Source organism: Vibrio sp. B1FLJ16 (assembly GCF_905175385.1).
Taxonomy (GTDB): domain Bacteria; phylum Pseudomonadota; class Gammaproteobacteria; order Enterobacterales; family Vibrionaceae; genus Vibrio.
The window spans coordinates 260,315-274,565 of the sequence record NZ_HG992749.1 but is presented as its reverse complement, the minus strand read 5'-3'; the positions used below and the strand labels follow the sequence as shown (position 1 = coordinate 274,565).

At 46.4% G+C, this 14,251-nt stretch carries 15 protein-coding genes; 9 read left to right on the top strand and 6 right to left on the bottom strand.

Translation table 11 applies throughout. The features are described 5' to 3' along the window. Window positions 1-12: 12 nt before the first annotated feature. From rplW to rpmE, 5 genes are all read right to left on the bottom strand, one after another. Entirely contained in the window at window positions 13-315 is a 303-nt protein-coding gene (gene rplW / locus KHN79_RS01285) for a 50S ribosomal protein L23 (RefSeq protein WP_004398471.1), read from the bottom strand. Further along, window positions 312-914, bottom strand: coding sequence for a 50S ribosomal protein L4 (rplD, locus tag KHN79_RS01280; RefSeq protein WP_005435074.1), 603 nt, complete (start codon window positions 912-914; stop codon window positions 312-314). Before rplD ends, rplW begins: the two co-directional genes overlap by 4 nt. A 17-nt stretch (window positions 915-931) precedes the next feature. Beyond that, window positions 932-1,561 (bottom strand): 50S ribosomal protein L3, encoded by a 630-nt coding sequence (gene rplC / locus KHN79_RS01275; RefSeq protein WP_182009752.1) that lies wholly within the window; start codon window positions 1,559-1,561, stop codon window positions 932-934. Window positions 1,562-1,575: 14 nt separating this feature from the next. After that, window positions 1,576-1,887: a 30S ribosomal protein S10 gene (rpsJ, locus tag KHN79_RS01270; protein WP_004410492.1), complete on the bottom strand. Its 312-nt coding sequence runs from the start codon at window positions 1,885-1,887 to the stop codon at window positions 1,576-1,578. A 490-nt stretch (window positions 1,888-2,377) separates the two neighbouring features. Further along, window positions 2,378-2,596, bottom strand: coding sequence for a 50S ribosomal protein L31 (gene rpmE, locus KHN79_RS01265; protein ID WP_182009753.1), 219 nt, complete (start codon window positions 2,594-2,596; stop codon window positions 2,378-2,380). Window positions 2,597-2,893: 297 nt separating this feature from the next. Between rpmE and priA the strand changes: the two genes are divergently transcribed. From priA to rraA, 7 genes are all read left to right on the top strand, one after another. Beyond that, window positions 2,894-5,095 carry a primosomal protein N' gene (priA, locus tag KHN79_RS01260; protein ID WP_182009754.1) on the top strand — a complete coding sequence of 734 codons (2,202 nt, stop codon included), beginning with the start codon at window positions 2,894-2,896 and terminating at the stop codon, window positions 5,093-5,095. A gap of 320 nt (window positions 5,096-5,415) precedes the next feature. Next, on the top strand, window positions 5,416-6,423 hold the full coding sequence (cytR, locus tag KHN79_RS01255; RefSeq protein WP_182009755.1) for a DNA-binding transcriptional regulator CytR: 1,008 nt from the start codon (window positions 5,416-5,418) through the stop codon (window positions 6,421-6,423). A 194-nt stretch (window positions 6,424-6,617) separates the two neighbouring features. Further along, window positions 6,618-7,163, top strand: a complete 546-nt coding sequence (locus KHN79_RS01250; protein WP_182009756.1) for an SPOR domain-containing protein — start codon at window positions 6,618-6,620, stop codon at window positions 7,161-7,163. A 276-nt stretch (window positions 7,164-7,439) separates the two neighbouring features. Then, window positions 7,440-7,991 (top strand): ATP-dependent protease subunit HslV, encoded by a 552-nt coding sequence (hslV, locus tag KHN79_RS01245; RefSeq protein ID WP_182009757.1) that lies wholly within the window; start codon window positions 7,440-7,442, stop codon window positions 7,989-7,991. Between the two features lie 23 nt (window positions 7,992-8,014). After that, the gene (gene hslU, locus KHN79_RS01240) at window positions 8,015-9,346 is read left to right on the top strand and encodes an HslU--HslV peptidase ATPase subunit (RefSeq protein WP_182009758.1); all 1,332 of its coding nucleotides are present in this window, start codon (window positions 8,015-8,017) and stop codon (window positions 9,344-9,346) included. A gap of 411 nt (window positions 9,347-9,757) precedes the next feature. Further along, window positions 9,758-10,675, top strand: a complete 918-nt coding sequence (locus KHN79_RS01235) for a 1,4-dihydroxy-2-naphthoate polyprenyltransferase (RefSeq protein ID WP_182009759.1) — start codon at window positions 9,758-9,760, stop codon at window positions 10,673-10,675. 76 nt (window positions 10,676-10,751) lie between these two features. Beyond that, on the top strand, window positions 10,752-11,279 hold the full coding sequence (gene rraA, locus KHN79_RS01230) for a ribonuclease E activity regulator RraA (protein WP_182009760.1): 528 nt from the start codon (window positions 10,752-10,754) through the stop codon (window positions 11,277-11,279). Between the two features lie 271 nt (window positions 11,280-11,550). Here rraA and zapB read toward each other — a convergent pair whose 3' ends face one another. Then, complete coding sequence (gene zapB, locus KHN79_RS01225) at window positions 11,551-11,793, bottom strand: cell division protein ZapB (protein WP_182009761.1); 243 nt, start codon at window positions 11,791-11,793, stop codon at window positions 11,551-11,553. Window positions 11,794-12,141: 348 nt separating this feature from the next. On the opposite strand from zapB, the gene glpX reads away from it, so the two are divergent. Together glpX and KHN79_RS01215 are read left to right on the top strand one after the other, a co-directional pair. Beyond that, entirely contained in the window at window positions 12,142-13,149 is a 1,008-nt protein-coding gene (gene glpX, locus KHN79_RS01220) for a class II fructose-bisphosphatase (protein ID WP_182009762.1), read from the top strand. Window positions 13,150-13,606: 457 nt separating this feature from the next. Next, window positions 13,607-14,221, top strand: coding sequence for a metalloregulator ArsR/SmtB family transcription factor (locus tag KHN79_RS01215; protein WP_182009763.1), 615 nt, complete (start codon window positions 13,607-13,609; stop codon window positions 14,219-14,221). The last annotated feature ends 30 nt before the right edge of the window (window positions 14,222-14,251 follow it).

The following is a 14,251-nucleotide window of genomic DNA, read 5'->3' as shown; positions in this document are numbered from 1 at the left end:
TAACTACTCCTGTTATTCCGCGCCGCCAACGAAGTCAAGATCTTGACCTTCTTTCAAAGTAACGTACGCTTTCTTAACGTCGCTGCGGCGACCTTGGCGTAGACCTTGACGTTTGGTCTTACCCTTAGTGATAAGAGTATTTACAGACTTAACTTCAACTTCAAATAGCTTTTCTACAGCTGCTTTGATCTCTTTTTTAGTTGCATCTTTCGCTACTTTGAAAACGATAGTGTTCGCTTTCTCAGCTGCCATAGTTGCTTTTTCAGAGATGTGCGGTGCACGTAGAACTTTTAGGATACGCTCTTCAGTGATCATGCTAGCATTTCCTCTACTTGCTTAACTGCTTCTGCAGTCATTACAACTTTGTCAAACGCGATTAGAGAAACTGGGTCGATACCAGCAACATCACGTGCGTCAACTTTGTATAGGTTACGAGCAGCTAGGAATAGATTCTCATCTACTTCGCTAGTCACGATTAGAGCGTCAGTTAGCTCAAGCTCTTTAAGCTTAGCAACTAGCTCTTTAGTCTTTGGTGCTTCAACTGAGAAGTTATCAACAACGATTAGACGCTCTTGACGAACAAGCTCAGAAAGAATGCTCTTCATAGCACCGCGGTACATTTTTTTGTTTACTTTTTGGCTGTGATCTTGTGGTTTCGCAGCAAAAGTAACACCACCTGTACGCCAGATTGGGCTACGAATTGTACCAGCACGCGCACGGCCAGTACCTTTTTGACGCCATGGCTTAGCGCCACCGCCAGAAACTTCTGAACGTGTTTTTTGAGCACGAGTACCTTGACGAGCACCTGCTGCAAATGCAACAACTACTTGGTGTACAAGAGCTTCGTTAAACTCACGTCCGAAAGTAGTTTCGGAAACAGTTAGTGCATCAGCACCTTTAACCATTAGTTCCATTACTTACTCCTGAGACGTTATGCTTTAACAGCTGGTTTAACGATCACGTTGCCGCCAGTTGCGCCTGGGACTGCACCTTTAATAAGAAGCAGGTTGCGCTCAGCGTCAACACGTACGATCTCTAGGTTTTGAGTCGTTACACGCTCAGCACCCATGTGACCCGCCATTTTCTTGCCTTTAAATACGCGACCTGGAGTCTGACATTGACCGATAGAACCAGGAGCACGGTGAGACAATGAGTTACCGTGAGTAGCATCTTGAGTACGGAAGTTCCAACGCTTAACAGCGCCTTGGAAACCTTTACCTTTAGATGTACCAGTAACGTCTACTTTCTTAGTTTCGTTGAATAGTTCAACAGTTAGTTCTGAACCAACTTCGAACTCTTCGCCGTTTTCTAAACGGAATTCCCAAAGACCGCGACCAGCTTCAACGCCAGCTTTAGCAAAGTGACCTGCTTCAGCTTTGTTTACACGGTTAGCTTTCTTTGCACCAGCAGTAACCTGGATTGCAGCGTAGCCATCAGTTTCTAGAGTTTTCACTTGAGAAACGCGGTTTGCTTCAACTTCAACAACAGTTACTGGGATAGAAACGCCGTCTTCAGTAAATACGCGGGTCATGCCCACTTTACGACCGATTAGACCAATCATTATTCTAATCTCCCTTAACCTAGGCTAATTTGAACGTCAACGCCCGCAGCAAGGTCTAGACGCATTAGAGCATCAACAGTTTTGTCTGTTGGCTCAACGATGTCGATTAGACGCTTGTGAGTACGGATTTCGTACTGGTCACGTGCTTTCTTGTTAACGTGTGGAGAGATAAGAACTGTGAAACGCTCTTTACGAGTTGGCAGTGGGATTGGACCACGAACCTGTGCGCCAGTGCGCTTAGCTGTTTCAACGATTTCCGCTGTAGAAGCATCGATTAGTTTGTAATCGAAAGCTTTTAGGCGGATACGGATACGTTGGTTCTGCATGAGACAGAGCTCCAATAATAAAAAATTACACAAACAATATCGCCACTCAAACTCGAAAAGACGAGAGAATGCCGATTGATTTATGTGAAACCGTAGCATCCAAGATTAGGACGCATTGTCAGTTAATTTTCGATTAACTATCCCTACATACCAGAGTCACCTCTGGGGATAGTTTTTCCGAAGAAAAGATAGCTAATTGTATTAACCGCGAACATAAGCTGAGTCTACATTACCTAATAAATCCGTGGATTCATCAGCTCCTCACTGCTCATTGGTTCACAACTGGCTTAACCAGTGCGCTGCATTATACAGATCACACTTTAGGTTGCAAGCGTTGAGTGAAAAATAATCGAAACTATTTTTAACTATCTGTTTTAAGTCCTAACTGACGGTTCAAAGCTACCAGCCAGAGTGACGACAAATAAGTTCACCATAAACAAAAAGGACGCCGAAGCGTCCTTTTCTAAACTGTAATCGTAATAGCGTACTATTATTTCTTACTTGATAGTGCACCGAAACGCTTGTTGAAGCGATCAACACGGCCGCCTGTATCAACGATACGTTGCTTACCAGTGTAGAATGGGTGGCACTTGTCACATACGTCTAGGTGGATTGAATCTTTACCTAGAGTAGAGTTGAACTCAAAAGAGTTGCCGCAAGAACAAGTAGCGTTTACTGCTTTGTATTCTGGGTGGATACCAGCTTTCATGGGATAACCTCAATAGTAGGCCGTGTCGCTATACGAGTCTAAGCCGCACACCACACGTAATTAATATCAAAAGTGCGATACCGCATCAGCTTATTGCTAAAGCCATATCTCAAGGCGCGATATAGTAATGAATCACATTGTTCGAATCAACTGATTTGGTAATTTTTTCGCCACTTTTTTAATCTATCGATTTGTATTCGCGAGTTTCCTGTATTGGTGCTCAGCTTTACTCGAATTTTGATACTGATTTTAATAGACTCTAACCTTTATCACCTCTTTATATAATAGCCAGAGTCTATGCGTCCATCCATTGCCAGAGTGGCATTGCCCGTTCCACTCGATAAACAATTCGACTATGCCATCCCCGGACACCTTTTTCCAATCATCGGTGGACGCGTATCTGTGCCGTTCGGGCGTCAGACGTTAGTTGGTATCGTCACTGCAATGGTCAACCACTCTGATTTTCCCAAAGATCAACTCAAGCCAATAAAAAGCGTATTGGACTCCCAGCCAGTCTGGTCTGAAACCGTGTACTCTTTGCTCACCTGGTGTAGTCAGTTTTACCAGTATCCACTGGGCGATACTCTTCATAATGCAATGCCCGCCGCACTGAGAAAAGGTAAACCTGCTGATTTTGCAACACTTCAGGAGTGGAAGATCACTGAATCAGGTAAAGACAAACTGATGCAGGGGCTGGGGCGAGCAGTAAAACAGCAGCGCGCGTTGCAAATGATGACTTATGGAGCGATCCCTCATCAAGAACTTGTTGAACAAGAGATCACATCAAGCGTACTAAATACCTTAGAGGAAAAAGGCTGGATTGAACGAATAGAGAAAAAACCAACCATCTCTAAGTGGGCTCAATCGGTTGAGAATGATGTCGATAAGCCCAAACTCAATCATGAACAAGCGTTAGCGATCGCGAGTGTGAATAGTCAAACCGGATTTGCCTGCTATCTATTAGAGGGTGTGACAGGTTCTGGAAAGACAGAAGTTTACCTTAACCTAATAAAGCCGGTACTTGAAAAAGGCAAGCAAGCCTTAGTTCTGGTTCCAGAAATCGGTCTTACGCCACAAACCATCAACCGGTTTAAACGCCGGTTCAATGTACCGGTAGATGTCATACACTCTGGTCTAAACGATACCGAGCGTTTAAATGCCTGGTTATCTGCCCGCGATAAAGCCGCAGGGATCATTATCGGTACCCGCTCTGCCCTGCTCACGCCATTTGCAGAATTGGGCATTATCATTGTCGATGAAGAGCACGACGCGTCATACAAGCAGCAAGACTCTCTGCGCTATCACGCTCGTGATGTAGCCGTGATGCGGGCCCATAAAGAACAGATTCCAATCGTGCTAGGCTCTGCGACTCCCGCGTTAGAAACACTACATAATGCATTATCCGGGAAGTATCACCATCTTACACTAACCCAGCGAGCCGGTTCAGCCGTGCCGACAACCAACAAAGTGCTTGATGTCAAAGGCCAGTATCTGGAAAGCGGTTTATCTGCACCACTGATTGCCGAAATGCGCAAACACTTAAAAGCCGGCAATCAGGTCATGTTGTTTCTTAACCGACGCGGGTTCTCCCCCGCTCTGATGTGTCATGAGTGTGGCTGGATTGCAGAATGTAAACGTTGTGATGCCTACTACACCTTCCATCAATACAGTAACGAAATACGCTGCCATCACTGTGGTTCACAGCAGCCTGTCATTCATCAGTGTCAGGGGTGCGGATCAACCCAGCTGGTTACTGTTGGTGTTGGTACTGAACAGTTAGAGCACCAATTAGCCCAGCTGTTCTCAGAATACAAAGCTATCCGTATCGACAGAGACAGCACGCGCCGTAAAGGCAGCCTAGAAGATGCGCTTGAATCGATTCGTAAAGGTGAATACCAGATTTTGATCGGCACACAGATGTTGGCTAAAGGGCACCACTTCCCGAATGTCACTTTGGTTGCATTGTTAGATGTGGATGGCTCTTTATACAGCAGTGACTTCCGCGCTTCTGAACGCCTTGCTCAACTGTTTATTCAGGTGGCCGGGCGCGCGGGGCGCGCCAGTAAACCCGGTGAAGTCATCTTGCAAACTCATCACCCGGAACACAGTTTACTACAAGCGTTGCTGCAAAAGGATTACCGTCACTTTGCGATGACCGCTCTGGAAGAGCGAAAACTCGCTCAGCTCCCTCCATACAGTTACCTGACTTTATTTAAGGCAGAGGCTAACCACAGTGAACTGGTGGAGGATTTCCTGAGGCAGGTCCGCTTTACTCTGGAATCCCATCCCTTATTTGATGATGGCTGTATGGTACTCGGCCCGACACCGTCTCCTTTAGCCAAGCGAGCCGGCAAGTACCGCTGGCAGCTTTTACTCCAGACTCAGCAACGTTCGCTGATGCAGAAGTTATTAACCAGTGCTAAACCTGCTATTGAGTTGTTGCCTAATGCGAAGAAAGTGCGCTGGAATTTAGACATAGAGCCACAAGACCTCAGCTAGCAAACGATTACCCATGTAATGAATTGCGCCTTTATGTGATAAGAATCACATCTTTGATGTGGTTTTTGTTAAATAGACCGTAACTTTATTTATAGAAATGAATAGACTAGGCAGATTAGAAAAGTCTGAAGTATATCGAACTGAAAGACTTAAGTTATCAGTATGACTATTCCGACGAATTGAGTTAGCGACACAGAAATAAGTGTTCACCTGCATCTGACAAAAAATCAAACAGAGTGGCCGTTTATCTGTGATAAAGGACAACAATTTGCTCCAGGGAAGAACGTCATCCAAGCGAAATATTTGAGAGGTTAAACACTATGGCGACAATGAAGGATGTTGCCCAGCTTGCGGGAGTGTCTACCGCTACGGTATCTCGAGCGTTAATGAACCCGGAAAAAGTTTCATCTTCGACCAGGAAAAGAGTAGAAGATGCAGTTCTGGAAGCAGGTTACTCACCAAACTCTTTAGCGCGTAATTTGCGACGCAACGAATCAAAAACCATTGTTACTATCGTTCCCGACATCTGCGATCCTTACTTTTCTGAAATCATTCGTGGTATCGAAGATGCGGCAATGGAACACGGTTACCTGGTATTGCTCGGCGACAGCGGTCAGCAGAAAAAGCGCGAAAGTTCATTCGTAAACCTGGTATTTACTAAACAGGCTGACGGGATGCTGCTGCTTGGTACCGATTTACCTTTTGATGTCAGTAAACCTGAGCAGAAGAACCTGCCACCTATGGTCATGGCTTGTGAGTTTGCTCCCGAGCTTGAGCTGCCAACCGTCCACATCGATAACCTGACATCGGCATTTGAGGCAGTAAATTATCTCACTCAGCTTGGTCACAAGCGCATTGCCCAAATTTCGGGTCCGGATACCGCGGCTCTGTGTCAGTTCCGCCAGCAAGGTTATCAACAGGCACTACGCCGAGCAGGAATCAATAAAGACCCTCAGTACAGCGTTATCACTGAGTTCTCTTTTGAAGGCGGGGCAAAAGCGGTACGCAGACTTCTGGAGCTTCCGGAGCCACCAACTGCTATTTTCTGTCACTGTGACACAATGGCAATCGGCGCGATTCAGGAAGCGAAAAAGCTGGGGCTGCGTGTTCCTCAGGATTTGTCGGTGGTGGGCTTTGATGATATCGCGTTCGCTCAGTACTGCGATCCACCGTTGACGACTATCTCCCAGCCTCGCTATGAGATAGGCCGACAAGCGATGCTAATGATGCTTGAGGTCCTAAAAGGACATGACGTCCACTCAGGCTCCCGTTTGCTAGAAACAAACCTGATCGTACGCGGAAGCGCAGCGCCTCCGCAACGCGCATAAGTTTCCATAGCAGCACGCATTAGTTAAAGCGACGCATATAGCGTCGTTTTTTTGTTTTCCGGGAAGGAGAACTTAGCCAGTCTGCAGCCCTTATATTTCCTGTACGTAGCTAACAAGATTACATGAACAGGGTGTTTTCTCACCCCGTTCTGGATTACCATATTTGGAATAATTCTTGATATCCAGAAGTAACCGTGGCGAACAGAGATTACGTGAGACGGGGTCGTGGCACCCCTAAAAAGTCGGCAAAAAAGCAATCATCCAGAAAAAAACCTTGGCGCAGTGGTCTGCTGGCAATCCTGCTAGTCGGTGGTTTTGGCTACGGGCTCTACCTTTTGAACAATGACCCTGAACCGAAACCTCCAGTAGTCAGTCAACCTAAGGCTCCGGTCAGCAAACCGAAGCCGAAGAAAGATTTACCACCGCCGCCGGAAGAAAAATGGGAATATGTCGAATCGCTGCCTAAACGTGAAGTCGAAGTAGTAGCGAAAGAGATCGAAGTATCAAAGATCCCGTACATAATGCAGTGCGGTGCCTATAAAACACAGACTCAGGCTGAAGATAGGAAACTAGCCATCGCCTTCCAGGGGCTTTCCAGCAAAATCCGTAAGAAAGAAGGCAGTTCCTGGTATCGAATTGTACTTGGTCCATACAAGTTCAAACGTGATGCGGAGAAAGATCGTCACAAACTGCAGCGCGCTAAAATTGAGCCGTGCGCAATTTGGAAAGAGAATTTTTAAGAAAAAAGAAGATCCTAGGGCCTAGATTGATAGGCCCTAGCTATTTTCGAACACCCGAATACCAAGCGCAGCACTCACGCAATACTGAGCATAAGAACCAACCAACATCGTCATTCCGATGAGCCTAGGCGACATCAGGAATCAACTCACATCAAGTATATCAATCGGAGCGAGGACCTTTCGTCCCTAGGACCTTTTTTTAATTCCCCTTGAATCCCAATTACCCCTCCCCCATATACTGTTTACATCCAAAGAGAAATAATTAAGAGGTCGACTGTGACTACCATTGTATCTGTACGTCGAAATAATAAAGTCGTCATCGCAGGTGATGGCCAAGTATCTCTGGGCAATACCGTCATGAAAGGTAACGCGCGCAAAGTTCGCCGCCTGTACAACAATCAAGTGCTGGCAGGATTTGCTGGCGGTACTGCCGATGCTTTCACTCTTTTCGAACGCTTCGAAAGCAAACTGCAAATGCATCAGGGTCACCTGACCAAAGCTGCCGTTGAACTTGCTAAAGACTGGCGCAGCGATCGTGCCCTACGTAAACTTGAAGCTCTGCTTGCTGTCGCAGACGAAACCGCATCTTTAATCATTACCGGTAACGGTGATGTTGTTCAGCCTGAAAATGACTTAATTGCGATTGGCTCTGGTGGTGCTTATGCACAAGCTGCGGCTACAGCTCTGTTAGAAAACACAGACTTGGATGCCCGTGAAATTGCAGAAAAAGCCCTGAACATTGCTGGTGACATTTGTGTATTCACCAACCACAACCACACTGTAGAAGAACTCGAATCTACTGCAGAACTGGCAGCACCAACCGAGTAATCGTAACGAAGTAAGGAAAAACTATGTCTGAAATGACCCCTCGCGAAATCGTTCATGAACTGAACCGCCATATCATTGGTCAGGACAAAGCCAAACGTTCGGTTGCGATTGCACTTCGTAACCGCTGGCGCCGCATGCAGCTTGAAGAGAGCCTGCGCGTAGAAGTCACCCCAAAGAATATTCTGATGATCGGTCCAACGGGTGTTGGTAAGACCGAAATCGCCCGTCGTCTGGCGAAACTGGCTAATGCGCCGTTTATTAAAGTCGAAGCAACAAAATTCACCGAAGTAGGTTACGTTGGTAAAGAAGTCGAAACCATCATCCGCGACCTGACTGATGTTGCAGTTAAGCTGACTCACCAGCAAGCGATGGAAAAAGTAAAATTCCGCGCTGAAGAGCAGGCTGAAGAGCGCATTCTTGATGCTCTGTTGCCACCAGCGAGAGACAGCTGGGGTCAGGTAGAGCAGAAAGAAGATACATCGAACACTCGCCAAGTCTTCCGCAAGAAACTGCGCGAAGGTCAGCTAGACGACAAAGAGATTGAAATTGATATTGCCGCGCCACAAATGGGCGTAGAGATCATGGCACCTCCTGGCATGGAAGAAATGACCAACCAGTTACAAGGCATGTTCCAGAATCTCGCTGGCGATACGAAGAAAAAACGTAAGCTGAAAATCAAAGACGCGATGAAAGCACTTGCTGAAGAAGAAGCTGCGAAGCTTGTGAATCAGGAAGAGCTAAAAGAAGCGGCAATTTTCAACGTTGAAAACAATGGTATCGTGTTCATCGATGAGATCGACAAGATCTGTAAACGCGGTGAAAGTTCTGGCCCTGACGTTTCCCGTGAAGGTGTTCAGCGTGACCTGTTGCCACTGATTGAAGGCAGTACTGTATCAACTAAGCACGGCATGGTTAAAACAGATCACATCCTGTTTGTAGCGTCGGGCGCATTCCAGGTGGCGAAGCCGTCTGATCTGATCCCTGAGCTGCAAGGTCGTCTGCCAATTCGTGTAGAGCTGGAAGCATTAAGCAGTAACGACTTCAAACGAATTCTTACTGAGCCAAAAGCCTCTCTGACTGAACAGTACATTGCACTGATGAAAACTGAAGATGTTGACATTGAGTTCACTGAAGACGGCATCACGCGAATTGCTGAAGCAGCGTGGACGGTAAACGAAACCACAGAAAACATCGGTGCTCGTCGCCTGCACACAGTGATGGAACGTCTGATGGACGAAATCTCTTACGACGCAGCGGAACAGTCCGGTGCAAAGTTTGTGATTGATGCAGCATACGTGCAAGCACGTCTGGGCGATACCATTGAAGATGAAGACTTAAGCCGCTTTATTTTGTAAACATGAGGTTCTAGGATCCTAGGTTTTAGGTCTTAGGGGAGCTAACCGAGACTTCGGTATTTCTTGGTTAGCATTTGTACTTGTTGCCTTGGATTACGGATTACGGATTACGGATTACGGATTACGGATTACGGATTACGGATTACGGATTACGGATTACGGATTACGGATTATTTTTCGCCCCATCCAACTCGACGTCAAATACTTCTGTATTCTGTAATCAGTATTCCAAAAATAACAAACACCATCCTCACGTTTATCACAGGCCTTACCACAAACACCTCTAGGACCTAGCCACCTAGGATCTAGTCCTTTCTTTCCCTCCGACTTTCATTGACTTGCTTTAGGTCAATAGCGTATCTGCCTCTTTATGCTTATACTGGACAAATCGGTTACTAGCACGAATTATCCATGAAACAATCTTTGCAGGTCTGGCTTGACGCCGCTCGTCCAAAAACATTACCACTGGCATTAGTCTCCATTCTTACTGGTAGTGTGCTCGCTTATGCAGCTGGTCAGTTTTCACTGGCTATCTCCATCATGGCTTTTGTCACGGCGACACTACTGCAGATCCTTTCTAACCTTGCCAATGATTACGGTGATGCAGTCAAAGGTACGGATAATGAAAAACGTCTAGGCCCTCTGCGCGCGATACAGTCCGGAGCAGTCAGCGCGCGACAAATGAAGCAAGCGATTATTTTTAATATCGTGCTGACTATTATTTCAGGCCTAACCTTGGTGTTTTATTCACTTAGCTCTCTGGAAAGTATCTTAACCTTCATCGGATTGGGTGTTTTTGCTATCCTCGCCGCGATCGCCTACACCATGGGCAGTAAGCCCTACGGTTATGTCGGCTTAGGCGATATCTCCGTATTCCTGTTCTTTGGTTTACTCGGTGTCTCTGGTACATACTTTCTGCATACCGGGCATGTAGACACCACACTATTCTTACCTGCTCTGGGCTGTGGTCTTCTCGCTGTTGCCGTACTAAACATTAACAATATGCGCGATATTGATAATGACCGTGCATGTGGTAAACGCACTGTTGCTGTTCGTTTAGGTCAGCACAAAGCCAAGCAGTACCACTTCATTCTGTTAGGTAGTGCCATACTCGCTTTCACCACTTACCTGCTCATTCAGGACAAGCCAGTCTGGATCAGCCTGCCATTCCTGTTAAGCATTTATTTTGTCGTGAACCATAGCAAAGCCGTTTGGGAAACCCGAAAGCCGGTTCAGATCGCCCCTATGATGCCAGTCATCGTAAAGTGTTCTCTGGTCACCAACGTTTTATTTGCAACAGTAGTGGTAGCTCAAACTCTGGTAAGTTAAAAATGGATTGTCATTGCATTGACTTAATGCCTCGATATACTCAAAGACAACCAGTTTCTGTTTAGAAAGGTACGTTATGGAATACAACACCTCAGCACTCTGTGATATTTATCTCGATCAGGTAGATGTGGTTGAACCAATGTTCAGTAACTTTGGCGGCCGCGCATCATTCGCAGGTCAAATCACAACAATTAAGTGTTTTGAAGATAATTCACTGATCCGTGAAACGTTAGAGCAAGACGGGCTCGGACGCGTATTATTAATTGATGGTGGCGGTTCCTTACGTAAAGCCCTTGTTGATGCAGAAATCGCATCTCTCGCTGAAGAGAATGAGTGGGAAGGTTTGGTCGTATACGGCTGTGTGCGCGAAGTCGACGAGCTGGAAGATATGAATCTTGGTATTCAGGCTTTGGCTTCTATCCCTGTGGGTGCATCCAGCCAGGGTATCGGTGAGTTCGACGTGCCAGTGAACTTCGGTGGCGTCAGCTTTCTGCCAGAAGACTACATCTACGCTGATAGCACCGGCATCATCCTGTCTCCTGAGCCACTCAATATAGACTTAGAGCTGGATGAAACGGAAGAAGCAGCAGAAGAACAACTCTGATTGGCTGAAAGCGTAGTAGCTCGCTCTTTCGTCATTCCGAGGAGCATAAGCGACATCAGGAATCTATTTATCGCGAGTACGTGTCTGAGGTTTACACCTTTACCAGCAGTGTACGCGGATAGTAGATTCTGAATCACGCTCGTTCCTCGCGGTTCAGAATGACGAGGATTTACTCCCACGACACTAACATCTCCCCTGCAATACCAAAACACCCGCCTGAGCGGGTGTTTTCAATTCTGGATGGATATACCACACGTTGTAAACAACGGGATTATTCCACTTCTTCCATTTTGCCAAGTAGTGCACGAATACGCTCTTGCCACTGCGCGTGCTCTTGCTGAGCTTCCTGCGCTTTTCGCTCAAGTTCTTCACGTTGAGAGCGAAGTTCGTTTGCTTCAGCTTCCAGCTTTACTTTATCTTCTTTCAGCTCTTCAACTTCCATCTGAAGAAGAGTGATCGTGTCAACTGCAGTTTGAATTTTAGATTCTAGTTGTGCTAATACTTCAAAAGACATTCTTGGCCTACCTATATTGTTCCGTTGGGATGATGCATGAGACATACGTACATCTAACCTGTATGAAGTTCATTCTACTCAGCGTCGCGACGAGAAACACTTACTATATTCGATATTCTGCATCATTCGGTTAAAAAACCGGCGCAATCTCACTAAACGCTGACATTTCCTATCGACGACATATTTTCGTGCAAGGTTTTTGCGTACCGCTATGGCAAAAACTCACCTAGTATTGATCAATTTCAATTTAACCAAAGTAAAAGCTCGGCAAAAAAGCAAACGTTTAACCCTCGTTATGCTAAAATCGCCGCGCAAATTATTCTTCCTTCTTGCTTACTTGGAGACATCATGAAACGTGATTTAGCAATGGCATTTTCCCGTGTTACTGAAGGTGCAGCGCTGGCTGGTTACAAATGGCTTGGCCGCGGCGATAAAAACGCAGCAGATGGCGCAGCTGTTGAAGTTATGCGTGCTCTGCTGAACAAAACAGAAATCAGTGGTGAAATTGTCATTGGCGAAGGTGAAATTGATGATGCACCAATGCTGTACATTGGTGAGCAAGTGGGCATTGGCGGTGATGAGGTAGACATCGCAGTCGACCCGATTGAAGGCACCCGCATGACTGCGATGGGTCAATCGAACGCATTAGCAGTGCTAGCTGCCGGTGAGAAAGGCAGTTTTCTAAAAGCGCCTGACATGTACATGGAAAAACTGGTTGTTGGCCCTGGTGCAAAAGGCGTGATCGATTTAGAAAAGCCACTAAAGGAAAACCTGGAAAACGTCGCAAAAGCACTCAACAAATCTCTGGACACGTTGGTGGTGATCACGCTTGCCAAGCCTCGTCACGATGACGTAATTGCAGAAATGCAAGCCATGGGCGTTCGCGTCTTCGCGGTGCCTGATGGTGATGTCGCGGCCTCTATCCTGACCTGTATGCCAGACAGTGAAGTAGACATGATGTACTGCATCGGCGGCGCACCAGAAGGCGTCGTTTCAGCAGCAGTCATTCGTGCACTGGATGGTGATATGCATGGCCGCTTACTACCACGCCATGAAGTCAAAGGCGAAACGGAAGAAAACCGTATTTACGGCGCGGCAGAACTCAAACGCTGTGAAGAGATGGGCGTGAAAGCAAACGTCGTGTTGAAAATGGAAGACATGGCACGCAGCGACAACGTTGTATTCTCAGCAACCGGCATTACAAAAGGTGACTTACTAGAAGGTATTTCTCGCCAGGGTAACATTGCGACAACGGAAACCCTTCTGATTCGTGGTCGCTGCCGCACCATTCGTCGTGTCAAGTCTACTCACTACTTAGAACGTAAAGATCCAGAAGTTCGCGATATTATTTTATAAAAGATTAGGGCCTAGGGATTAGGTTCCTAGGTCCTAGGAAAAGACAACAGATTACGGATTACGGATTACGGATTACGGATTACGGATTACGGATTACGGAGAAGTATAGGGCCTAGGATCCTAGGTCCTAGAACCTCGCTCCTTCTGTAAGCGCAGCGCTCCGTATTCCAAAAACCAAAGCACCAACTCCTGCGTTTAAGCACTGAATCCCCAACAAGCCCCTCCGTACTCTGTAATCTGTATTCCAAAACAACAGACACAATAACCACCGTTTATCACTTCAGTTACAGCGCGTTCCCCTAGACCCCAAGATCTTTCTCTTACCTAGGACCTTCTTTTCCCTAGGATCTAATATCCTAAAAACCTAGGACCTTTCTTCCCCCCCCCCCTATTATAAAGCCTTTTCTTTACAAAACTCATCGCGCATAATATGTACTGATGTATAGATGGTGGGAATATGAAGACCGTAGACAGGATATTACAAATCGTTAAGCGTGACGGCTCCGTCACGGCAAAACAACTCTCTTCTGAACTGGGTATGACTACCATGGGTGCGCGTCAGCACCTGCAAGGGTTAGAAGACGAGGGCATCCTGTCTACTCACGATGTGAAAGTGAAAGTCGGACGCCCGACTCGTCACTGGGCGCTGACACAAAAAGGCCATGAGCAGTTTGCCGATCGTCATGGTGAACTCACGGTTCAGTTCATTGAAGCGGTCGAGCATATCTTCGGTAAAGAAGGGCTTGAAAAAGTCACTTCCGAACGTGAAAAACTCACTTTACAAAACTACCGCCAGCACTTAGCAAGCTGTGACTCTCTCAAAAGCAAGTTGCAAAAGCTCGTTTCTTTGCGTGAACAAGAAGGCTATATGGCAGAGCTTGAACAAGATGAACACGGCTTTATCCTAATTGAAAACCATTGCCCTATCTGCAAAGCCGCAACTCGTTGCCCGAGTCTGTGCCAGTCCGAGCTGAATGTATTCCAGACTCTGCTAGGAAATGAAACCAGCATAGAGAGAACAGAGCACATCATCAGCGGCCAGCGCCGTTGTATATATCGCATTCAAGCATAACTGTTCATCCTTTCCTATCTAATACCCAAG